The sequence below is a fragment of the Parasphingorhabdus sp. JC815 genome, assembly GCF_040717415.1.
Taxonomy (GTDB): domain Bacteria; phylum Pseudomonadota; class Alphaproteobacteria; order Sphingomonadales; family Sphingomonadaceae; genus Parasphingorhabdus.
Genome location: NZ_JBFEFM010000001.1, coordinates 13,684 through 36,817, shown reverse-complemented (window position 1 = coordinate 36,817; position 23,134 = coordinate 13,684). Strand labels below are relative to the sequence as shown.

At 54.4% G+C, this 23,134-nt stretch carries 21 protein-coding genes and 1 riboswitch; of the genes, 6 read left to right on the top strand and 15 right to left on the bottom strand.

From position 1 onward, the window contains the following. Positions 1-75: 75 nt before the first annotated feature. On the bottom strand, positions 76-1,251 hold the full coding sequence (locus tag AB1K62_RS00160) for a phosphoserine transaminase (RefSeq protein WP_367000277.1): 1,176 nt from the start codon (positions 1,249-1,251) through the stop codon (positions 76-78). Positions 1,252-1,519: 268 nt separating this feature from the next. Between AB1K62_RS00160 and AB1K62_RS00155 the strand changes: the two genes are divergently transcribed. Both AB1K62_RS00155 and AB1K62_RS00150 read left to right on the top strand, forming a co-directional pair. Continuing rightward, positions 1,520-2,185 (top strand): extensin family protein, encoded by a 666-nt coding sequence (locus AB1K62_RS00155; RefSeq protein WP_367000275.1) that lies wholly within the window; start codon positions 1,520-1,522, stop codon positions 2,183-2,185. A gap of 91 nt (positions 2,186-2,276) precedes the next feature. Further along, a complete protein-coding gene (locus AB1K62_RS00150) occupies positions 2,277-3,146 on the top strand; it encodes a TIGR00730 family Rossman fold protein (protein WP_367000274.1) in 870 nt (289 codons plus the stop codon). Positions 3,147-3,298: 152 nt separating this feature from the next. Here the strand turns inward: AB1K62_RS00150 and AB1K62_RS00145 are convergent, their stop codons facing one another. Next, complete coding sequence (locus AB1K62_RS00145) at positions 3,299-3,937, bottom strand: cytochrome c family protein (protein ID WP_367000273.1); 639 nt, start codon at positions 3,935-3,937, stop codon at positions 3,299-3,301. 248 nt (positions 3,938-4,185) lie between these two features. On the opposite strand from AB1K62_RS00145, the gene AB1K62_RS00140 reads away from it, so the two are divergent. Then, positions 4,186-5,100 (top strand): prephenate dehydratase, encoded by a 915-nt coding sequence (locus AB1K62_RS00140; protein WP_367000271.1) that lies wholly within the window; start codon positions 4,186-4,188, stop codon positions 5,098-5,100. 47 nt (positions 5,101-5,147) lie between these two features. Here AB1K62_RS00140 and AB1K62_RS00135 read toward each other — a convergent pair whose 3' ends face one another. From AB1K62_RS00135 to AB1K62_RS00085, 11 genes are read right to left on the bottom strand one after another with little or no spacing between them, the layout of a single operon-like run. Continuing rightward, positions 5,148-5,696 carry a histidine phosphatase family protein gene (locus tag AB1K62_RS00135; protein WP_367000269.1) on the bottom strand — a complete coding sequence of 183 codons (549 nt, stop codon included), beginning with the start codon at positions 5,694-5,696 and terminating at the stop codon, positions 5,148-5,150. Continuing rightward, a complete protein-coding gene (locus AB1K62_RS00130; RefSeq protein WP_367000268.1) occupies positions 5,693-6,493 on the bottom strand; it encodes an adenosylcobinamide-GDP ribazoletransferase in 801 nt (266 codons plus the stop codon). Before AB1K62_RS00130 ends, AB1K62_RS00135 begins: the two co-directional genes overlap by 4 nt. After that, a complete protein-coding gene (cobT, locus tag AB1K62_RS00125) occupies positions 6,490-7,539 on the bottom strand; it encodes a nicotinate-nucleotide--dimethylbenzimidazole phosphoribosyltransferase (RefSeq protein ID WP_367000267.1) in 1,050 nt (349 codons plus the stop codon). Before cobT ends, AB1K62_RS00130 begins: the two co-directional genes overlap by 4 nt. Then, entirely contained in the window at positions 7,536-9,005 is a 1,470-nt protein-coding gene (locus AB1K62_RS00120) for a cobyric acid synthase (protein WP_367000266.1), read from the bottom strand. The genes cobT and AB1K62_RS00120 overlap by 4 nt, the downstream gene beginning before the upstream one ends. Further along, entirely contained in the window at positions 8,993-9,940 is a 948-nt protein-coding gene (gene cbiB, locus AB1K62_RS00115) for an adenosylcobinamide-phosphate synthase CbiB (protein ID WP_367000265.1), read from the bottom strand. The genes AB1K62_RS00120 and cbiB overlap by 13 nt, the downstream gene beginning before the upstream one ends. Next, complete coding sequence (locus AB1K62_RS00110) at positions 9,937-10,737, bottom strand: ABC transporter ATP-binding protein (protein ID WP_367000264.1); 801 nt, start codon at positions 10,735-10,737, stop codon at positions 9,937-9,939. Before AB1K62_RS00110 ends, cbiB begins: the two co-directional genes overlap by 4 nt. Beyond that, the gene (locus AB1K62_RS00105) at positions 10,737-11,735 is read right to left on the bottom strand and encodes an iron ABC transporter permease (RefSeq protein WP_367000263.1); all 999 of its coding nucleotides are present in this window, start codon (positions 11,733-11,735) and stop codon (positions 10,737-10,739) included. Before AB1K62_RS00105 ends, AB1K62_RS00110 begins: the two co-directional genes overlap by 1 nt. Continuing rightward, positions 11,732-12,682 (bottom strand): ABC transporter substrate-binding protein, encoded by a 951-nt coding sequence (locus AB1K62_RS00100; RefSeq protein WP_367000262.1) that lies wholly within the window; start codon positions 12,680-12,682, stop codon positions 11,732-11,734. The genes AB1K62_RS00105 and AB1K62_RS00100 overlap by 4 nt, the downstream gene beginning before the upstream one ends. Beyond that, positions 12,679-13,284: a cob(I)yrinic acid a,c-diamide adenosyltransferase gene (cobO, locus tag AB1K62_RS00095; protein WP_367000261.1), complete on the bottom strand. Its 606-nt coding sequence runs from the start codon at positions 13,282-13,284 to the stop codon at positions 12,679-12,681. Before cobO ends, AB1K62_RS00100 begins: the two co-directional genes overlap by 4 nt. 51 nt (positions 13,285-13,335) lie before the next feature. Further along, on the bottom strand, positions 13,336-14,322 hold the full coding sequence (gene cobD, locus AB1K62_RS00090; protein ID WP_367000260.1) for a threonine-phosphate decarboxylase CobD: 987 nt from the start codon (positions 14,320-14,322) through the stop codon (positions 13,336-13,338). A gap of 9 nt (positions 14,323-14,331) precedes the next feature. Beyond that, positions 14,332-16,233: a TonB-dependent receptor gene (locus AB1K62_RS00085; RefSeq protein ID WP_367000259.1), complete on the bottom strand. Its 1,902-nt coding sequence runs from the start codon at positions 16,231-16,233 to the stop codon at positions 14,332-14,334. A gap of 132 nt (positions 16,234-16,365) precedes the next feature. Then, a riboswitch (cobalamin riboswitch) is annotated at positions 16,366-16,570 on the bottom strand. Positions 16,571-16,601: 31 nt separating this feature from the next. On the opposite strand from AB1K62_RS00085, the gene cobU reads away from it, so the two are divergent. The 3 genes from cobU (at position 16,602) to AB1K62_RS00070 (ending at position 20,122) form a co-directional block, all read left to right on the top strand. Then, positions 16,602-17,138 (top strand): bifunctional adenosylcobinamide kinase/adenosylcobinamide-phosphate guanylyltransferase, encoded by a 537-nt coding sequence (gene cobU, locus AB1K62_RS00080; RefSeq protein ID WP_367000258.1) that lies wholly within the window; start codon positions 16,602-16,604, stop codon positions 17,136-17,138. A 234-nt stretch (positions 17,139-17,372) separates the two neighbouring features. Beyond that, a complete protein-coding gene (locus AB1K62_RS00075; protein ID WP_367000257.1) occupies positions 17,373-19,151 on the top strand; it encodes a copper resistance system multicopper oxidase in 1,779 nt (592 codons plus the stop codon). After that, complete coding sequence (locus AB1K62_RS00070; protein WP_367000256.1) at positions 19,148-20,122, top strand: copper resistance protein B; 975 nt, start codon at positions 19,148-19,150, stop codon at positions 20,120-20,122. The genes AB1K62_RS00075 and AB1K62_RS00070 overlap by 4 nt, the downstream gene beginning before the upstream one ends. Before the next feature lie 54 nt (positions 20,123-20,176). On the opposite strand, the gene AB1K62_RS00065 is transcribed toward AB1K62_RS00070, so the two are convergent. Continuing rightward, complete coding sequence (locus AB1K62_RS00065; RefSeq protein WP_367000255.1) at positions 20,177-21,937, bottom strand: adenylate/guanylate cyclase domain-containing protein; 1,761 nt, start codon at positions 21,935-21,937, stop codon at positions 20,177-20,179. Next, the gene (locus AB1K62_RS00060; protein WP_367000253.1) at positions 21,937-22,950 is read right to left on the bottom strand and encodes a TIR domain-containing protein; all 1,014 of its coding nucleotides are present in this window, start codon (positions 22,948-22,950) and stop codon (positions 21,937-21,939) included. The genes AB1K62_RS00065 and AB1K62_RS00060 overlap by 1 nt, the downstream gene beginning before the upstream one ends. Positions 22,951-23,134: the final 184 nt, after the last annotated feature.

The window sequence follows — 23,134 nt, the reverse complement described above, 5'->3', positions numbered from 1 at the left end:
CGCGCAGACCGGGATGTTCATCCCTGGCATCTGCGGCATGCGAAAGGAGGCCCCTTAAGGGGCACAGATTTAATCTTAGGAAGACATCTCGGCTTTGACCTGTGCAAATGCCCATTCAATCCAAGGCAACAGGCGGCGAACGTCTTCTTCTTCAACGGTCGAACCACACCAGATACGCAAAGAAGGCGGCGCATCACGATAACCATTGAAATCGTAAGCAACATCCATCTTTTCAAGCATGCCGGTAATCTTCTTGGGCACAGCGGCTTTCTGGTCTTCGTTCAGACCATCATACCAATCACCCTGAAACATCATGCAAACGCCGGTATTGGTCCACTGTGCGGGATCGCTGACCATGTTCCGCATCCACGGGGTGGCTTCGATCCAGTCATGAACAATCTTGGCATTGCGGTCTGCGCGTGCTTGCAACTCTTTCAGGCCGCCGATTGATTTCGCCCATTCAAGCGAGGCAATATAATCTTCTGTAGCCAGCAAAGACGGCGTGTTGATTGTTGCGCCTTCAAAGATTGCACGATTGAGCTTGTCGCCCTTTTTCACGCGGAAAATTTTCGGCAAAGGCCAGTCCGGGCTATAGCTTTCGATACGCTCGACAGCACGGGGGCTAAGAATCAGCATACCGTGACCGGCTTCCGATCCCATGACTTTCTGCCAGCTATAGGTCGTCGCGTCGAGCTTGCTCCAGTCCATTTTCTGGGCAAAAATCGCGCTGGTCGCATCGTTTATCGTTACGCCTTCGCGGTCATCGGCAATCCAGTCGGTGTCGGCTATTCTTGCGCCCGATGTCGTGCCGTTCCATGTAAAGACGACATCATCGCCCTTATCAATCTGGCTCAGATCGGGAATTTCGCCATAATCGGCTTCCAGAACTGTCAGGTTCGCGGGTTTAAGCTGTTTTACAGCGTCCTGGATCCAGACATTGCCGAAACTTTCCCAGGCTGCGACAGTCACGGGACGTGCGCCCAGCATATTCCACATCGCCAGTTCAACCGCGCCGGTGTCGGACGCAGGAACAATACCGATCAGATAATCGTCAGGGATGCCAAGCAATTCCCGGCTCAGGTCGATGGCATATTTCAGCCGTCCCTTACCAGTAGCAGAACGGTGTGAGCGGCCCATGGCCACTGTGTTAATTTTGTCGAGAGACCAGCCGGGGAATTTGGCTGTCGGACCCGAAGAAAAATTCGGGCAATCAGGACGCAACTCGGGTTGCGGAATCATAGTATCAGTCATGTAATGCTTCTCCTCACAGAGCGCACGCGCGGCGTTGGGGCCGCGTGGCCCGAAGCCGCAATGTCTGTTGCAGGCAGCCAAGTCAAGGGGCAATCCTCAATCCCCTCATAAATGATCGGGTTCCGGATCATCATTTACTCATTGACCAATGCGGCTGGTAGGAAAGAATATTTCCCGGCCTAATGCTAAAACTGTTCTATCGGGTTAAAAACAGGTATAAACTGTTATGTTCAGTTCAGATTCAAGAAAGTTCCGACAAGCGACCTGTATGAAAGATACACTGGGAAAGCCGGCGCAGACGCATAGATTTTTACCTATAGTTGTCCTGTCATTGTCGCTCGGCGCTTGCGGCATACCGGACAGCAAACGACCAGCAGACCGTGTCACAGCAGTGAAGCCAAGCGTGGAAACAAAACAATGTTTCGCTGATCTGCAACATGCCGGTGTTCGCTTCTCCCCCCTGCCCAATAAATATTTCAGCGGTGGATGCAGCCAGATTGGCACAGTCAAGATGATGGATGCCGGACGCCGTACCGGGATTACCAACATTGGTCCCGTGCGCTGTGAGCTGGCCAATAAATTTGCCGCGTGGACGGAATATGCCGTCAAACGGGCTGCGCGCCAATATTTGGGTAGCGAGCTAATCCGAATAGAAACAATGGGTAGTTATAGCTGTCGCAATATAGCGGGGTCCAACCGCAGGTCCGAACATAGCAAAGCCAATGCGATTGATGTGTCCGCTTTTGTGCTGGCTGATGGCAGACGCATCACTGTAACCGGAAACTGGCGCGACGGCGGACGGGGAGAACAATTTCTGAAAGTCATTCACAAAAGCGCCTGTCGCCGCTTTGGCACCGTGCTTGGTCCCGATTATAACGCCGACCATTATAATCATTTCCATTTCGACATGAGCGGTAACGGCTATTGCCGATAATTCTCATTCAGACAGATAACCGTCTAAACCATTACACTTATTGGCAACTCCCGTGTTGGCAAGCAGGTGGGCTATCCTATAGGGCATATTTATGACAAACAAAGATTTACACGACCGCCGCTTTTACCGGGCAAAAGAAGAAGCCGATTTCGCCAAAGAACAGATCAGCCACACGCCCCAAACAGAAGACCCGGCCTATACGCTCGCATTTCAGGACAAAGAATTCCTGCTTCGCGAAGAATTGCGTCCGGTGCGCTTTCAACTGGAATTGCTTAAGCCGGAAATGCTGCTTGATGAAGCGGGTATAAACTCCACTCTCGTCATCTATGGTTCTGCGCGTATTCCCGAACCGGCCAAGGCCGACGCTTTGATCGAAGCAGCCAGTGACGAAGCAAGTTTGAAGATGGCCCGGCGCATGAAAGAAAAGTCCAAATATTATGACGAGGCCCGTAAATTGGGCTATCTTGCGAGCAATTGCGGCCTTGAAAAAGATGGCAAACGGGACTTTGTGGTTTGCTCGGGTGGCGGGCCGTCAATCATGGAAGCCGCCAATCGCGGCGCGGTTGATGCGGGAAAAGAGACTATCGGGCTGAACATTGTCTTGCCGCATGAACAAGCACCCAATGAATATGTGACGCCCTCGCTCAGCTTTCAATTTCACTATTTTGCGCTGCGTAAGATGCACTTCCTGCTACGGACGCGGGCTGTTGCCGTATTCCCGGGCGGGTTTGGAACATTGGACGAGTTTTTCGAACTGTTAACGCTGGTGCAAACGGGCAAGATGGAGCCGCTGCCCATCATTCTTTTTGGCAAAGATTTCTGGAACCGGGTGATAAACTTTGAAGCGTTAGCCGAAGAAGGAACAATCAGCGCCAAGGATATAGAGCTGTTCCAATTTGTCGAAACAGCGGATGAGGCCTGGAAAATTATCCGGGATTTCTATGATCTGGAATGCGCGTAATTCATCGCGCAAGATTGGCTCGGCTAAGGATTAGCCCTGACGCGGGATGTTGATTATTGCAACAACCCGATGAGCGCATACACGGAATGTTAAACGAAGCGTTGCGGGTAAGCTGAATTATATTTTCAGCAAACCCGGCAAAGCATGAAACTCTATTCCTCAGCAGCAGCCGCGTCGGCTTCAACGGTTTCTTCTGCTACTTCCTCAGCAGCAACATCGGCAGTTTCTTCGCCTTCAACCGCTTCACCTTCGGCAGTTTCTTCAGCCACCGGCGGTTCGGGATATGGCAGATTTGATCCCTTGGTATTCATATAGGCAATCAGATTCGCACGATCTTCGGGTTTACCCAGACCAGCGAAGGTCATTTTGGTGCCCGGTGCATATTTGCGCGGCGATGTGAGCCACTCATCCATGTTTTCAAAATCCCAGTTGCCGGAAATTGAAGTCAACGCATCGCTATAGGCAAAACCGGCGACATGGCCATGCGATTTGCCCAATGCGCCATAAAGGTTGGGGCCGATTCCATTGGCACCACCCTGATCAATGGTGTGACAGGCAACGCATTTCTTAAATATGGCTTCACCCGCCGCAATGTCGGCATCAGCGAGATAGACACTGATTGGCACTTCTTCACTGCCGCCTGATGATTCGACGCCTTCAATAACAAATCCCATGGTTTCCGGACGCTCATGTTTATCGGCGTGGAAATATTTTCCGCTGAGAATTGAAAGACCAAGCGCTGCGATTGCGCCCGCCAAAACCCAGCCAGCTATGGTGTTGTTATTATCCATCTTGTCTCAAATCCCTGAATCATCTGCAGTATCAGCCTGCGAAAACTTTGGGCTTTCTCTAATAACAGCACCGATTCAAAGCAAGACCTCAATTTCTTCTGCTGTCACTAAAGGCCCATACCCACGGCTCACACTAATATAATTGCGCCTGATAATGCGAAAACGATCAGGTCTTGCGCCAGCGGGCTTTGTGCGGCAATCGCGACAATTAACAGAGTAGCGATATAAGCACAGGAACACAAAACGACATGGACAGCTTTCCCCAGAATGCCTTGGGTATGGTCAATAAAATGACCGAAACAGCCGCACAAGCACCAGATAAAGCCATTGCGTTTCAAGGTGCGCCCGGCGCAAATTCCCATCTCGCAGCTATGGAATATGACCCGGATTGCCTGCCTCTGCCGTGTTTCTCATTCGAAGATGCACTGGATGCTGTTAAACAAGGCACAGCCGCATCAGCAATTATTCCGATTGAAAACAGCCTGCATGGCCGGGTTGCCGATATTCATTTTCTGTTACCCGAATCGGGCCTGCATATTGTTGCGGAACATTTCATGCGTATCCGCCATTGTCTCATGGCGAAATCTGCTGATGTAAAAATCAAAACAGCGATGAGCCATCCACAGGCTTTGGGCCAATGCCGCCATTATCTGCGTACCCGTGATATTATTCCGGTTGCTTATGCGGATACTGCCGCAGCGGCGGCTTATGTCGCGCAGCAGGATGACCCCCATGCCGCTGCGATTGCTCCGGCCCTGTCCGCGCAAATTTACGGTCTGCACCCCATTGCCAATGATATTGAGGATGAAGATCATAATATGACGCGCTTTGTCCTGCTCGCACCTGCCGCCTGTGTGCCCGAAGCCAACGGAGCAGAGGATTTTCAGCCCATGACCACGTTTATCTTTGAAGTGAAAAACGTGCCTGCCGCGCTTTACAAGGCGATGGGCGGTTTTGCGACCAATGGCGTGAACATGACCAAGCTGGAAAGCTATCAGGAAGGTGGCAGCTTTTCGGCTTCAAAATTCTATGCCGACATCGAAGGTGCACCCGGCGATCCGGCAGTTGACCGGGCTTTGGAAGAGCTAAAGTTCCACTGTAACTCGGTCCGCCTGCTCGGCACATATCGTCAGGCCCGTTCACGCACGATTGACGCTAAATAGGATTTAAAGGCATTATTGCCACATCATCAACAATCTTAGTGCTTTATTCAAAGACTTAGCGGATCAACCTCACTGATGCTGTTCAAAGCGGGTATGTAACCGGCCAAAGAGCGTAAATCCGCATTATCCCGCTTTGCCAATATTGCAGCAATGGGCCCGCCATGGGTGATAACGGCAATATTCTGATCCGGCGGCAAGTCATTCAATGCTGACAGGGACCGCGCAGAAAGCTCTGCGGTCGTTTCACCGCCGCCCGGTCGAAAATCATGCGGATCATCTATCATCCCGTCCATCGCGTTGCCGCTATCGCGGTAAATAGCGTTCCAGCTTTGCCCTTCCCAGCTCCCGAAATCCCGTTCGCGCCAGCGGGCGTCGGCGCGTGCCTCTATCGCCAATATATCTGCTGCACGCTCCGCAATCTGCCGGGTTCTTCGCAAGCCGGAATGGATAATTGCATCCGGTGACAATTGCACCAGCCGGAATATCAGTTCTTTTGCCAGACGGCTACCTTCCCGGCTTAGGCCCATGTCGCTGATCCCGTAGCAACGCTTTTGCCAATATTTTGCCACAGGCGGATGACGGACCAGCCAGATCATTGCCCCGCCAGCGCGGCAAGAAGGATGATCAATTGCCCGGCATAAGCCGCAAAGCCCAGACAATCGCCCGTGCTGCCATTTATCCGGCGTAATAGAAATGCACGGAACCAAAACAGAAATATCCCGGTCCCGCCAAGCGCCAATAAAGCAGAAAAAGGCTGATACCCGGCGAATAAAGCCATGACGGGCGCTGCGATAAGCGCCGCGAAAAACAGGTCGGCATAGCCGGTGCGCTCGCCAACATCCTTGGCCAGCCCGTCGCCCTCTCTTGGTGCAGGCGCAACCAGCGCCATCATCGTCACGGCCATCATCCGGCCAAAACAGGCAGATGCAACCAGCGCAATCACCATGATATGTTGCGGCAATGCGGTCATCAGAGCGATGAGCAAAGCGGCGCGCAGGGCTACGGCAAAAAACAGACCAAGCGCACCATAGGTGCCAATCCTGCTGTCTTTCATAATCCGCCGGGTTGATTGGGCATCAAGGCCGCCGCCAAAGGCGTCACAAAAATCCGCCACCGCATCTTCGTGGAAAGCCCCTGTCAGCCGCGCTTCGATCGCAAGGGCAAGTATAACCGCAATAGTCACAGGCCATATCTGCGCTCCCGCCACCAGCACGGCTGCGGTAATCCCCCCGACCAAAGTGCCAACCAGCGGAAACCATATTACCGAGCGCGACAGACCATATCGCGCCTGCTCCGCCGTTAGTCCGTTTAATCCCGGAACCGGCAAGCGAGTCAAAAATTGCACAGCCAATAAGGGCGGCATCCACCAACGGATCAATGGCGGCGCGTTCATGGCATAATATCCGTAAGTTTCGCGACATCATTCAGCAAGGCCGCTGCGCTGTCGAGCATCGGTAACGCGGTCAGCGCGCCGGTCCCCTCCCCCAGCCGCATATTCCATTCCAGCAAGGGTTCCAGCCCCAGATGGTCAAGAGCCGCCCGGTGTCCCGGTTCTGCGGAGAGATGCGCCGCGATCATTTGCTTTGTGGTTCCGGGCATCAATCGCTCGGCAATCAGGGCAGAAGCCGTGGCGACATAGCCATCCAGTAACAGCGTGGACCCCTGCCGTGCGCTCTGAGCATAGAAACCGGCCATGGCCGCGATTTCGAAACCGGCAATTTCTGCGATGGCCGCAACCGCGTCGCCTTCATCGGTAAGTAACGCGCTGGCCCGTTGCGTCGCTTGCGTAGCAATATCGCGTTTTATTTTCAGTATCGCATCATCCGCGCCCGCGCCGCGTCCGGTTGCTATCTGTGCATCGACACCGGCCAGCAGCATCGTCAGACATGCTGCCGATGTTGTATTCCCAATGCCCATTTCTCCGGCGATCAATATCACATAGCCTGCTTCATGTGCCTGTCGGGCCTGCGCCTCTCCTATGCCCCATGCGGCATGGAACTGATCTTTTGTCATCGCTGGTCCGTTTGCTAGATCAGCGGTTCCGGCGGCGATACGCGCGCTTTGTAATGCGGGGGCCGGAAATGCAGGAGATTGTTTGCCGGACCCGGGCGGATATATGCTGCCGGTATCGACCAGCAACAGATCCGCCGAGTGGGCAGCGGCTAAGGCGGTGCTGGTCGCTTTTCGGGCGATTATCGTTTCCATCATCACTGTGGTCACGGACGATGGCCATGCCGACACGCCGCTTTCAACGACGCCGTGATCCCCGGCAAACAACACAATCCGGCGCGGCTTCGTCCGGACGTTCAGGCTTTGCTGCACAAGGGCCAATTGCACGGCCAGCCCTTCCAAGCGGCCCATGCTGCCTTGCGGCTTGGCAAGGGCATCAAGATATTCACTCACTTGACCGGCGGAAACAGGTTCGCTTGCATCTGTCATGACGCATATCCGGCAATGGTAAGCAACCTGTCTATATCCACATATTCCTCCAGCGCATTTGCCAAATCATCTAATGCCCGGTCAACAACCGCTGTCTGTTCTTCGCCGTTGGAGCCTGTGCCCAGTTTCGTCAACCATGATTGGCGCTGGGCTGCGCTGTTGAAAAGCCCATGCACATAGCATCCTGATATTCGCCCATTGGCGCTGACCACGCCGTCCAGCCGTCCGTCATCAAAACGCAGCATCGGTGCCGCCTCTTCACCCTTTGCGACACGGGTTTGCCCGACGTGAATTTCATAGCCAGTGAAACCTGCATCATCGGCCAGTGTTTTTCCCGAGCTATTGACCAAAGTCTTGGCCGCGGTCAGCCTTGTTTCCACTGGCAACAGGTCCAGTCCCGCTACTGTTTCCGCTGTTCCTTCAATGGCATCAGGATCGGCAATCGACCGGCCAAGCATCTGATAACCCCCGCAAATGCCCAGAACATGCCCCCCGCGCCGGACATGGGCGGCAATATCAATGTCCCAGCCCTGATTTCGCAGGAATTGAAGGTCGGCTATGCTGGCCTTGGTTCCCGGAATGATGATCAGCGATGCGCTCGCCGGTATCGGCTTACCCGGCGGCACCATGTGCAAATGCACTTGCGGCTCCAGCCGAAGTGGATCAAAATCGTCAAAATTGGCGATACGCGAAAGCATGGGCACAGCAATTTCCACAACGCCCTCGCCCGCAACGTGCGGCTGTTGCAACACTACCGCATCTTCTGCGGGTAATTTATGGATCATCGGCAACCACGGAATAACGCCCAGTCCATCCCACCCTGTGCGCTCTGCAATGGCGGTATAGCCGTCATCAAACAGGCTGACATCACCGCGAAACTTGTTGATCAGAAAGCCGTGGATCATTTTGGCGTCATCGCTGTCGATCACTGCCTTGGTCCCGACAATCGAGGCAATCACCCCGCCGCGATCAATATCACCGATTAACAATACCGGCACATTGGCTGCGCGCGCAAAACCCATATTTGCGATGTCGCCCGCACGCAGGTTTATTTCCGCCGGACTGCCCGCGCCCTCTATTAACACAATATCTGCTTGCGCCCGCAAGCGGTGATAGGAATCCAGCACGGCATCGAGCAAAGCCTGTTTGCGATTCCGAAAATAGCCCGCATCCAATGTCGCGTGTAATTTTCCATGGACGATCAATTGCGCGCTTTTATCCGATTGTGGCTTTAACAAAACCGGGTTCATATCAACATGCAGCGGCGCGCGGCAGGCAATGGCTTGCAACGCCTGCGCCCGCCCGATTTCACCGCCCTCCGGCGTGACGGCGGCATTGTTCGACATATTTTGCGGCTTAAATGGTCGCACGGTCATGCCGCGATTGGCGAGCAAGCGGCATAATCCGGCAACCAACACGGATTTGCCAACATCGGATCCCGTACCCTGAAACATCACAGCGCCCATATTAATGCCCCTACCAATGCCCATAACAACAGACAGGCGCGCAGATATACCGCCAGTCCGGTTTTCAATTCCGCCGGGCCGGGCCGCGCTCCATCGCCCAGCGGCGCACGGGCAATCCATTCCCCGTCATAAGCTGCACCGCCGCCCATTTGCACTTTCAAAACGCCTGCCATCGCCGCCTCTGACCATCCGGCATTGGGGGAGAGATGCTTCGGGGCATCACGAACCATGATCCGCCAGCCGCCCATCCCCGCCAGACAGATGAGCAAACCGGCGATACGGGCGGGAATATAGTTCATCACATCATCAACGCGCGCCGCTGCCCAACCAAAATAGCGATAGCGGTCATCCTTATGCCCGATCAGGCTGTCGGCGGTATTTATCGCCTTATAGACAAAAAGGCCGGGCAGGCCCGCCAGCAAAAACCAAAATGCCGGTGCCACTATTCCGTCGCAAAAACTCTCGGCCAGACTTTCGGTGGCAGCAGAGGCAATTTCGCGGTCATCCAGATCGGCAGTATCGCGCCCGACAATCATCGCAAGCGCACGCCGCGCGCCCGTTATGTCGCCCTGTTCCAACGGCACCAATATTTTGCGGACATGATCATAAAGGCTGCGCTGCGCCAGACCGGTCGTGGCGATCAGGATCAATAGTGCCGCGCCCAAACTTCCCGTCAAAACCGCTTGCAAAGCCATGCCGATGATTATCATCAGCCCGATCAGTACCGCCACCACTGCGATTCCGGCTGCAATTGCGGATTTGGGCTGCGCGCCGCCCTTGTTCCACGCACGGTCCATGCGGGTTATCAGCGTCCCGATCCATACCACCGGATGCGGAATGATACGGTGCAACGCAGCGGGATAGCCAAATAATGCTTCCACAATCAGGATCACAAGCAACTGTTCTGGCCGGTCGCCAATGACGGTAAAGGTCATCTCATCCGCCGCACGGGCACTACCAAAGGCTCGCCGGTATCACTGGTTCCGATCTGAACCTCCACGCCATAAGCCTGCGCCATAATGTCAGCGGTTATCACCTCATCACGCGGTCCGGCAGCTAATATATGGCCGCCTTTCATGACCATCACGTCATCGGCAAAGCGCGCGGCCTGAGTCAGGTCGTGCAAGACAACGATAACCCCGTTACCCGTAACCGCATAGTTTTTCAGTCGTTCCAGAACATCAAATTGATGCGCGGGGTCCAGACTGGCCAGCGGTTCATCGGCGAGCAGCCAGCGCGGCTCCCCGGCCAAAACCCGTGCCAGCAGGACGCGGCCCTGTTCCCCGCCCGAAAGGCGCAATGCCTTGCGCTCGGCCAATGTCGTGCAATCGGTTGCCTTCATCGCTTTTGCTACGGCTTCATGGTCGGCGGCGCTCATCCCCCATCGCCCCGAATGTGGCAATCGCCCCAATCCGACGATGGTTTTGACATCGACATTCCAGTGAATATCGGGCCGCTGCGGCAATAAGCCGATCGAGCGGCCCCGCGCAGCGCCATCCAAAGCCAATAGCGGCTGTCCATCCAGCATCACCATTCCGCTCTGCGGTTCACGGAGGCCCGCCAAACAGGATAATAAGCTGCTTTTTCCCGCTCCATTTGCGCCCAATATTACTGTCACCCGCCCCGGTTCGAACCGTCCGCTGATATTATCCAGTATTTTCCGGTTCCTGAGCGTGAGCGACAGGGCTTCAAAAGACAGGTTTTCGATGGCGTTATTTTCAGTTGCTGTCATCACGCCAGCTCCCGGTGCATTTTGAACAACAGCACCATGAAAAACGGTGCGCCCAATAATGACATGGCAATGCCCAGCCGCAACTCGCTTACGGTAGGCAATATCCGCACCGCGCTGTCCGCGCCCACAACCAGAAGCGCCCCGGCCAGCGCAGACGGCAGCAGCACCGCCGATGGCCGATGCCCCGCAAAGGGCCGCACCAGATGCGGAACGATAAGGCCGACAAAACCGATAATCCCCGCCGCCGCAACAGAAGCGCCAACCGTCAAACCAACGCCCAGCACCGCCAGCCATTGCAAGCGCAGGACATTCACCCCCATCGACCGCGCGGCATCTTCGCCCAATGTCAGCGCATCGAGTGAACGGCCCGTGGCGACCAGAGACAACATGCCGACGGCTATGATCGGAACCGCCAGTTTAACGTCATTCCAGCTACGGTCTGTTAGCGCGCCCATCAACCAGCTAATAATCTCGGTCGTCGCAAAAGGTGTGGGGGCCAGGCTGATCATCAAGGACGTAAGCGATCCGGCAAGGCTGGACAGGATAACACCCGCGAGCGTGAAGAGGATCAAACTACCCGTCCGTCCGGCCAGCAGCGCCAGCAACCCCATGCCAATTGCCGCGCCGCCAAGGGCAAATGCGGGCAGCAGCCATGCCGCCATCGTATAGCCGAAATAGAGCGATGTTACCGCGCCCAGCGCCGAACTGGCCGACACGCCAAAAACGCCCGGATCAGCCAGCGGATTGCGTAAATAACCCTGCATCGTCGCCCCCGCCATGCCCAGCGCAGCGCCAATGGCCGCTCCCAACAAAGTGCGCGGCAAACGCAATTCCATGATGATTAATGCGCTCAAATCATTACCCCACCACGCTGATGGCGCGACCCAGACTTTCCCCGCAGCCAGCGACAATGCCATGGCGACGACCAGCCCGATTGCCAGCACGATATTGAGCGTAAAGCCCTGTAACCGGCCACCGTTGATGCTTTCACCGTTCATGGCGAACCTTTCAGTTTACGACGCGCCGCAGACAGGACCATCGTGGCTTCAATCAAAGTCGGCCCCGCACAATGCAATAATCGTTCGGGATAATGGGCAATGGTGATCCGGTGCGCGAGCTTTTTCAGCACCGGATGCGACAATGTGCGGTCTGTCTGTCTGGACTCTTGCACAGCGGCTTTTTCGGTGGCTTTATCTTGCACGCCATTGGAGAATAATATCCGTGAAGGGCGCGCTACCAGATGCTCCAGCGGCAATATATCCCATTGTTTCAGGCCATAGCTGTCGCTAACATTTTTAAACCCTGTCCGGCGCAGCAATTCATCGGGCAATGTCCCGCCGCCCGGTACCAGTCCGCCGCTGCGCCAGATAAGCGCGGGAATATTCTCATCATCCACCGGCTTTGCACGGGTAAAGGCGGCGTTGATATTTTTATTAAGCTGAACCCCGCGCTCCGGCTTGCCGACAATTTTGGCTAGCGTGGCGATCTGCTCCTGACTTTCGGCAACGCTTTGCGGAATCATCAGTTTGACCAACGGAATATTCAGCCGTTCCAGCGCCCTTGCCGTGGGTCTGGCGACATGGGAACCGGCCACCACCAGATCAGGCTGCATCGCCAGAATCTCTTCGGCAGTGCCCGATGTCGCGGGAAACAGCTGTGCTTGCTCCAACGGGATTGAGGTTGCCCGCTTGTCATGGGAATAATGGCTGACGGACGCAATCTGATTGGCATCGGCCAGTTGCATCAACAAGGCATCGGCACAGGGATTGACCGATACGATCCTTCTGGGCGTCGCGGGGATTTGCGCGCCGCCGCTTCGCACCACCATTTCATTAGCGATAGGAGCGGCAGCGGGGGCGGATGACCCCGACGGCAGAACCACCGCCGCAACCGCAGCGATCAAGAGCGCTGCGAGAGCAATTGAAATGGCGGCAATCCGATTCAATATTCTACACCCTTTTGCGCTTTAAACCCGGCTTTGAAAGGATGTTTCACTTCGTCAAATTCAGTCACCAGATCTGCCATTTCGATCAGTTCCGGCTTGGCATTGCGCCCGGTGATACAAATATGTTTTTCCATCGGGCGCTGCGCCAGAAATTGCGTAACCTCGGCAATGTCGATCGTGTCATCGCGCAGCACGATATTCAGCTCGTCCAATATGACAAAAACATATTCCGGGTCGAGGATCAGTTCCTTGGAGCGTTCCCACGCCGCCTTTGCCGCCGCTATATCTTTTTCGCGGTCCTGCGTGTCCCAGGTAAATCCCTCCCCCATTACTTCAAATGTCAGCAAGTCGGGATTGGCTTGAAAGAAATTTTTCTCCCCCGTTTCCCAATTGCCTTTAACATATTGGACAATCCCAACCTTCATGCCCCAACCGAGCGAGCGGATCGCCATGCCAAATGCGGAAGAGGATTTACCCTTGCCATTGCCGGTATGCACGATCAACAGACCGCGCTCTGTTGTCCGGCGCGCCTGCATTTTCCGGCGAGCGGCCTGAACCCGTTTCATGCGGGCATTATGTTTTGCATATTGGTCATCACTCATCGGGTTTCTCCTGAAAATATATCATCTATTGCCAGTCTTAATTGCCAGTCTCTATTGCCAGTCTTTAAGGGCGCTCGATAGCCGTTCCCACGCCACTTCATTTGCGGGCAAACCAAAGCGCAACTGCCGCTCATCTGTGTTGAAGGGCCGAACCAATATGCCCGCACGCCCTAGATGTTCAAATAATTCCCCTGCCCTGTCATGGGCCGCCAGCCGGAACAGCGACGTGCCGCCCACAATAGCTAAGCCCCCCGTTTCAAGCATCGCATCCAACCGGCTTGCTGCTTTGTTCAGGGCGCGGCGGTGATCATCCTGCCACTTTTTGTCCTGATAAGCGGCCAGACCGATTTCTATCGCTGCCCCTGATACCGGCCAGTCGCCCAGCATGTTACGCAACCGCTGTGCCACGGCAATATCGGCCACAACAAAGCCCAGCCTTATACCAGCCAGACCGAAAAACTTCCCGAAGGACCGCAAGACAATAGCACCGCGCTTATCGGGAAGCAGGCTGGTCGCGGGATCGGTATCGGCAAAAGCTTCATCAACAATCAATTGCCCGTGCAACGCCCGTAACCTGTCGGGTGACATGATCCGGCCATCGGGGTTGTTAGGATTTGCGAGGATCAGCAAATCATATTTTCCGGAAACAGTATCAGCTTCCTCAACATTGATTTCGGCTGCATCCGGCCATGCGGCTTTATGGCCTGCGAATATTGGTGTGAGCATGGCGCTCCGCTGACCGGGGAACAGCACCGCCAATAACCGGATCGCAATATCGCTGCCCGGCACCGCGACGACTTCATCGGAATCAGCCACCCCGAAAGCATGGGCCGCAGCGTCCTCTAGTGCGCGCAATTTTTCCGGCTCCGGCAGGCGGTGATAGAGGGGCTGGTCCATGTCAGGAACCGGATAGGCCCATGGGCTAATCCCCGTGGACAGGTCAATCCACGGGGTTGGCGCACCTGCAAACCGCGCAGCCGCAGCCGCCAACCGTCCGCCATGAAAGCGGAATGGATCAGCGGCTGCATCGGTGTTCATCCTAGCACCTTAGTAACTCAGACGAACGCCGGCAAAAGCAGAGCGACCCGGCGCACCATAGCGGAATACCGTTTCATATCTTTCATTTAGCAGATTATCCACGCGGCCATATAATTCGATATTGCCCGTAATCGGCACAGCCGCCCGCACATCGACAAGGACATAGCCCGGCACTCTGGTTGTGTTCGCTCCATCATCGAAATGCGACCCAACATGCGTGATTGTCGCACCGGTTTGCAAACCAAAGGACCAGTCATAATCGATCGAGGCATTAACGCTGTGCTTGGGACGGCGGTTAAGCCTGAGGCCGGTATCGCGGTCTTTTGCATCAATCAGACTGTAATTCACCGCCCATGTCATCGCCTCGACCGGACGGGCGAGCAGAGTAAACTCCAATCCTTGCGCCCTTGCACGATTAACATTGTCATAAGTGCCAAAAGGACGGCCATCGCAGATGCCGGTTGGAACAGGGCAACTGATATAATCTATCAGATTATCGCTATCCCGGCGGAATGCTGTTGCGCTCAGCTCCAGCTTGCCATCTACCAAAAGCTGCGTCACGCTGGCATCAAAGCTGGTCGATGTTTCCGGCTTTAACGCGGCATTGCCATATTCGCTGAACAGTTGGTACAGGGACGGCACTTTAAACCCTTCGCCATAGCTTGCCCGGAAGGTCGTATTGCCGTCATTGGGGCTGTAAACAATATCTCCGGCGAAGGTTGTTGCACCGCCAAATGTGCTGTGGTCATCATGACGCACACCCGCTGTCGCGGTAAATCCGGCCAGCGGCGACGCGCTGATCTGTCCATAGAAACTATCGGTATTGGCACTGTAATGATCTGCCGTTGACCCTGAACCGTTGCGATATTTGGATTTTTCCGTTTCTGCGCCAAAGGTCGCACGGAACATGTCCGAAATATCGAATATGCCCTGATACTCAAAGCGTTCATTGCGGCCCAGAGCATCAAAAGTCTGCACATTCAGGTTGAAATTCTCGCGCTTGGTGCTGGTATAGGCAAAGGCCACACGGTTACGGAAACGTCCGTCAAGCATGGCGAAATTCAGACCCGAATAGCCGACAAATTCTTCAGTATCACTATATTCCGGTGTGTCGCCCAGTCCAAAAACACCATTGGCAAATACAAAACCGTCAATATCCGTGCGGCTATCGGAATAATAGCCGCGCAGATCAACCGAGATTGCGTCGGTGAGGGTAATTTCAACCTTGCCATTCGCACCGAAATTGCGGTGGCCGTCACGCTCTGTTCCGCCGCGATCCTCGTTAAAGGCGGAAATGCCATCGCTGTGATAATAGCCAGCACCCGCGCTGGCCGCAACGGGGCCAAAGCGCCCTGAAATATTGCCGACAACATGGCCGGTATCCCGATAACCATATTCGGCGCGCGCATTGATGCTAAGGTCGTCGGCCGGTTCCCGTGTCACGGTATTTATAACACCGCCCATTGCCTGACTGCCCCAGATCACCGACTGCGATCCGCGAAGCACTTCGATCCGGGAAATATTTCCGGTCAACAGATTACCAAAATTAAAGCCGCCGCCCGGTGATGACGGGTCGTTCAGCTTCACTCCGTCAATCAACGCAACGGTATGGCTTGAATCCGCGCCGCGAATGAACACCGATGTCGATGTGCCAATGCCGCCATTGCGGGAAAAAGTGACACCCGGCACGCCGCGCAGCAAATCAACAACAGTGGTGCTTTGGGTCCGTTCGATCCGGGCTTCGTCAATGACCGTGATGGACCGGCCTGTTTCGGAAAGGGGTTGTTCGGAACGGGAAGCGGTAACGATAATCGCGTCCTCTCCATCTTCCGCCAGCGCCGCCGTTTCGGCGAGAGCAGGCTGGGAGAGCACCAACGCGGTGGTAGACAAAATGATAAATTGAAAACGCATGAATATTCCTTTTTGACAATCATTCAAAAAGGCCACGCATATTGATGCCCATGGGATTCCCACATGCGCAGCCCGATAGTAATCGCCGCTGCGCGAGGAAATCCTCGATCATGTGACACACCCCGTCCGCATGATAGAACGACAGCCACAGGCAGGTCTCCTGGCTCTTGGATCATCGCTTTGTCCGTCCCCTTCCCAAACATAAAGTCCAGTGGGATTTGACGGGTAAGCTCACCAATAACAGTTGCGGGGGCAGCTTCGGCTTAAGGATATGACATCCCCGTTTCCGAATTCCCTTTTGATCCCGTCTCCGGGAACCTGTAGCGGGGGTCGCCTTAGTCATCCTTCATTTGCGGAGCAAGGAAAATATGTCTGCCGATAACGAAAAACAGGGCCGGATCACTTTGATACTGGGCGGAGCACGTTCCGGAAAAAGCCGCTTTGCACAGCAGCTGGCCGAGGAAAGCAGCAATAAGCTCATCTATATTGCGACAGCCGAAGCCTTTGATAGAGAAATGGCCGACCGGATTAACCGGCACAAAAACGATCGTGGCCCCCGATGGCAAACGGTGGAAGAAGCCACCGATATTGCGGCTGTAATTGCCGCCCACAGCAGGCCGCAAGTCACAATATTGATCGACTGCCTGACCTTGTGGCTGAGCAATCTGATGCTGGAAAAAGCGGATATAGAAGCCGTGCAGGAGCAGCTTATCGAAGCACTGGACAATGCGTCCGGACCAGTCATTCTTGTTTCTAACGAGGTCGGTTCCGGAATTGTCCCGGACAGCGCTCTTGGTCGTGAATTTCGTGATGAAGCAGGCCGGATGAACCAGCGCATTGCCGCCGCCGCTGGCAATGTCGCATTGATAACTGCGGGCTTGCCGCTCTGGTTGAAGCGTAGCTAAAACGCAGTCAGGCACCCCAAGCGACTTTCCTACAACCGTGCGTTTGTGGTAATTTTCGGCATGGCTCTTTCTCAATCTACAAGTAACGCCGGTTCTCAATTTACAATAAACGCCAACACTGACGAAGGGGTGTGAATTGTGTGAACTTTGAAGCCGGAAGAGAATCTATCCGCGGGGACATATCGGAGATAATCCGCGCTTGCCATATACCTATGGGGGGTATAAATAGCGGTGATGAAAAATAGCTATGATTCCCTATCGCGCCGTAATGTGATTAGCAGCATGGCCGCGCTGGCAGGAGCAGCCTCCCTGCCCGTTCCGGCATGGGCCAAGGGGCAATTGACAGCGCCGGTTCGCCAAGGAATTGATGAAGTTTCGGGCGCAAAAATCGACCTGCATATTGGCAAGGGCCAATTTACAAGCGGCGGGCGATCCGGCCATGCGATTGCCGTCAATGGCACTATTCCGGGGCCGCTCATCCGTTTGAAAGAAGGGCAGAAAACGCTCCTTAACATCCACAATATGCTTGATGAGGAGAGTTCAATCCATTGGCACGGATTATTGCTGCCGTTTCAATTTGACGGCGTGCCGGGGATCAGCTTTCCGGGCATTAAACCGGGCGACCATTTTCAGGTCCCCCTCACCCCGCGTCAATCCGGCACCTATTGGTGGCACAGCCATTCGGGCTTGCAGGAACAAATGGGTCATTACGGGCCGATTATCATTGATCCCGCCGGTCGCGATCCGGTGCAATATGACCGTGAGCATGTCATTCTGCTGAGCGAATTTACACCCATGCACCCGCATGGAATCATGAAGAAGCTAAAAGTTTCCGAAGGCTATTTCAGCGAGCAGAAAACATCTGCAACCGATGATTATGACATGAGCATGGCCGACAGGTTGATGTGGGGCAAGATGCGTATGATGCCCACCGATATTGCCGATGTGTCAGCGCCTACTTATACGTATCTGATTAACGGCCATGGTCCCGATGACGGTATGGAACTGCCATTTCGGCCCGGTGAGCGAGTGCGGCTGCGGATTATCAATGGCAGTGCGATGACATTTTTTAACATTCGCCTGCCCGGATTACCGATGACCGTGGTGCAGGCCGACGGACAGAATGTGCAGCCGGTAGAGGTGGATGAACTGCAAATCGGGGTTGCCGAAACCTATGATGTCATCGTCACCCCGCAAACGCATGGCAGCTTTGCATTGATCGCGGAATCAAAGGATCGCAGCGGCATGGCACAGGCATCGCTGACTTCGCGGGCCGGGCGCAAGGCCATGTTTCCTGCGTTACGCAAGCCCCCGGTGTTGAGTATGACTGACATGGGTCATGGGGACATGGACGAAGGCAGCATGGAAGAAGGCAGCAAGAATCACGCGCAAATGGACCACTCGAATATGGGTCATGACGGCCATGATATGAGTGCGATGGATGGAACAGGCGGCATGAATATGCGCGACACCAGTCTGCTACCCACCGATGTGAAGAGTGGCCCCGGTATTGATATGGTGGCGATGAACCCGCAAGACCGCACCGGCTATCCGGGGCTTGGCCTTGATGATGTCCCGCACCGCGTGCTCAATTACCGGATGCTGAAATCGCTTCACATGGATCATGAAAAGCGTGAGCCGGACCGGACGATGGAACTGCATCTGACCGGCAATATGGAGCGCTATATGTGGTCCTTCGATGGCAAGAAATTCAGCGCGGTCGGGGATGCTCCCATCCGTTTTGGTTATGATGAAAGGGTGCGGGTGAAACTGGTCAATGACACGATGATGGCGCACCCGATTCACTTGCATGGCATGTTCTTTGAAGTCGTAAACGGGCAAGGCCATTATCAACCCAAAAAACATACACTGACTGTTCAGCCCGGAAGCAGTGCCACATTCGACGTGACAACTGACGAGCCGGGGGATTGGGCGTTTCATTGCCATTTGCTTTACCATATGCACGCCGGCATGATGCAGACGGTCAGCGTCGCATTTCCAAAGGACGCATGATGCGTATCTTCATTATAGCTATATTGGCCGCAGCTCCAATCTCTGCCCCGTTAATGGCGCAAAGCCATCATCAAGGACATGATCAGAGTCACACGGCGCACCGGGCACCTGAAACTAAGGACGCGGCGCCAGAAGTTGATCACAGCACTATGGATCACAGCGCTATGGGCCACGAGATGGACCACAGCGCTATGGGCCATGCACCCGCTCAATCTGTTCCGGCATCGCCTTCACCCAATAATGCGACCGGACCAATTACCGCCGCCGATGCCATTTGGGGCGCAGATGCCATGCGGGAATCGCGTGCCGCGCTCTATAAAGAGCATGGCGATATGCAGATATTCTGGTTTCAGGGGGACCGGCTGGAATATCGGGCGCGAGCGGGCCGCGACGGCTATTTGTGGGATGTGCAGGGCTATTATGGCGGCGACATCAATAAACTATGGTTCAAAAGTGAAGGAGAAGGATCGTTCGGTGAGAAAGCCGAACAAGCCGAAGTGCAAGCGCTTTACAGCCGTGCTATTGCGCCATTCTTCGATCTTCAGGCAGGGATAAGACAGGACTTTGCCGGACCCGCCAATACCACTAATCGCACCCATGCCGCTATCGGCATACAGGGTCTTATGCCCTATATGTTTGAAATTGATGCTGCAGCCTTCCTTTCCCACAAAGGCGATCTGACCGCCCGTATCGAGGCGGAATATGACCAGCGCATTTCGGACAGGCTGATTTTGCAACCGCGCGCGGAAATGAGCCTGTCGGCACAGAATATACCTGAACTGGGCATAGGTGCCGGGATCGACAGTATCGAGCTCGGCATGCGGCTGCGTTATGAGATCAAACGCGAATTTGCGCCCTATATCGGTATTGAACAGGAATGGAAAATCGGTGACAGCGCAGATTATACACGCCTGGCCGGGGATGATCCCGGCGTCACCAACTATGTGGTCGGCGTGCGCTTCTGGTTTTGATTATGAGTGGATAGGAGTTTCGACACGGCTCCCATAGCGCCTATACCCCGGGCATCAATCCCGATAGGTCAGTTGATATATCGGATATGTGCCATAGCCTTTGGCAAATTCAATATTTCCGGCATAGCGACATTGATATTGATCCGCGGCCTCAAGCGCCAGAATGGCCGCAAACGGCTCGGTTACAAATATAGCACCGGGGGGCGTGACAGGCTCGATCCGCGCTGCTCTGGAGACTTCGGTTCCGTAGAATGTTGTTTTACGCGTGATCGGATCGGGTGTTTCATAGGCTGGCCCGTAATGCACCCCGATCCTCATTCCCAGACTTTCCTCCATACCTAAAAGCTCATAATCAAAATCGCGCAATGAAGCCTGAATCTCCAGCGCCAGACTGGCCGCGCTGGTTGCATCGGGCGTTACAGCCAACAACGCATCACCCCAGCTATTTTGCGCCAGAATTTTACCGGGATATTTGTCCAATACCTTTGCCATATTACCCATGATCCCGTTCCAGAAATCGGGAAGAGCTGCTTCTGTCAATTTTGAAAATCCGGGAAAATCGGTAAATAAAATAGCCGCGACTGTCCGTTTATAAAGGTCTTCATCGTGACTTTCACGGCGCGAGATATTACGGTCTATCTCTCCGGCATCAATGACATGGGTTATCCCGCCATAGGCGCTCCAGACTGCGACATCCGCGCCAGTACCCGCTGCGCCAGCCGAACCATTTCCGTCCCATAGCGCAAGCTGTTGTGCCGATTTACCGAGATATTGGGCGCGCAATACGGCCATACCCATGGCAACCTTGCTGGCATAACCAAATTGCTCCGGATCACCGACATAGTGCATTTCGGTCGCAAAAGTGACGCTGCTCGCTGCTGCCATGCAGGCTTCAAACCGGCTCAACCATTCCCCACCCGCGGGTGTGATTGACTGGGTTATAAAATCGTCCTGCGCGAATGGCATAATCACGTTCAGTTCGCCGCCACGCGCCAACACCGCCTCTGCGATCAATATATCCGCACCGGCTGCCAATGCACCATAAGCATAGCCCACATCATATTGGTCGAGAAACTCGTTTATAGACGCTTTGAGCTTTTCCTCGGTTGCGGTATTTTCCAGAAAAATATGCCCGCAAAATTGAATGACCGACGGGGGCGATATGGGCGCGAGCAGCTTGTCGATAGCATCTTGGCTCAGCCCGGCCTGTTTTGTCACAAGCTCCAGTTGCCGGTTCGTGCTTGCTTTGGCTCCGGCATTGGCATCGGGCATTGCCCCCGCCTTGTTCAGACTTTCCTGAGCCGCATCCCATTGTCCGGTAATCAGCAAGGCTTCAGCTTGGGTTGCGGTATCAAAATAATTATCAGGCGCAGAGATTTCAGGCAGATCAAGAATAGCGGAGGCAATGCTGATCGCTTCATCCGTTTTTCCGCCCAGAAAAGCCAGACTGGCCGCGTTTATGCCCGGGTAGGTATCTCCGCTCTCCTCAAAAATAACCTGATAGGCGCGATAGGCGTTCAGCAAAGCCTCTTGCCGTTCGCGCGGTGCAGAAATAGCGAAAGCCGCATCTTTCAATATGCGCGCCGCGATGCTGCGGTGATGGGGGTCGGGTGAGCTGTCCAGACCATATTGATGGAACAGCTCCATCGCACGGTCGCTATTACCCATGCGAGCCAGCGCCAAAACCATCAGGTGGCGCAACTCAACCGAGCTATCCCCTTTGCTTATTGCGGAGATTGCAATGTCATAGGCAAGGAGCAGATTGCCATTATCAATCGCTGCCTTGGTCAGCGCTGTGGAATCATCTGCTGCCATCAGTCGGCAACTATTTGGGTCATACTTTCCTGTTCACGCTGCATAGCTTTGCGTTTGCGTAATATTTTGATGGTCAACAGCGCTGCCGGTACAGCCACTGTGATTATTCCGAAAGCGATCCAGAAAACATCACCAAGCCCGCCCTGGCCATTGATAAGCTGGCTTAATGGCTCCCAGATAAAGCGTATGGCCACTATCCAGAGCAGCGCTGTGAGATAAAGGGCAATTTTGTCATTGAGCACGATTCCCAGACCGAACAAGCCGTCATCCTTGTTTTTCCCGCCTGATGCCTCACGGAAACGGGCGATCTCGGCTTCGGCGTCCGCTTGGCCCGATTGCGCCTGATCCAATTCGCGGCGCAGGCGCACAAGTTCGCGTGCATTGGTCGCTACTTCGCCAGCCTGGGCCTTTGATGCAGCGGAAAGCTCTGCCAGCTCCGCTTCCAGCGCGCTGCGTTTGGCGCGTTCCGTGGCCAATTGCTGGCCCATGTCCGGTGATGCTTGTTCAACAATATTATCAATAACATCGGGAACCAGCGGGTCGGTCGGATAATGAGCCAGCCATTTTTTCCAATCTGCAACACTGCCCTTTTCTTTAAGGCGGGTATATTCAACAAGACCTTTGCGATCGAGCAAATCACCGATACGTTCCAATATGCCGAGCCAGACCGGATTGTCCGTGCCTTCTGCACCCTCTGGCAAAACTTCCGCCTGAACAGAACGGAATTCAAGCGGAAGCGTACAAGGCCTGAGCTGGACCGCGATTAATCCGCTTCGTTCCTTACCCGTGCGCGCTTCATTGCGTACCCAGTCGGATTCTACAGATTCCTCACTCCACAGCACTAGCAGTGCTTTGGCAGCCTCTATTTCCCGCTCGATTTCCCGGTCAAAAGACGAACCTGCACCAATGCCCGCATCAAACCAGACACTGACTTTCAACTCTTCCAATATATTGCGGATAGCCGTGCAACGGTCCCTGTCGTTGCGCGAATAACTTATAAAAATATCTGCCATATCATTTTCCCGGATTCATGGGCGATCCCGTTTATCAACGAAGCATAGTGTCACGAACGTCGCAGGACAAGTAGCTAGAAATTTCAGGGAAAATTACAAAAAACAGTTTTGCTGAAAACCAAGCTTAAACTCGCGTATCGGGCAGTTTTCTTATCCTTCGCTGCTATGCCTTCAAGAGCAGAAA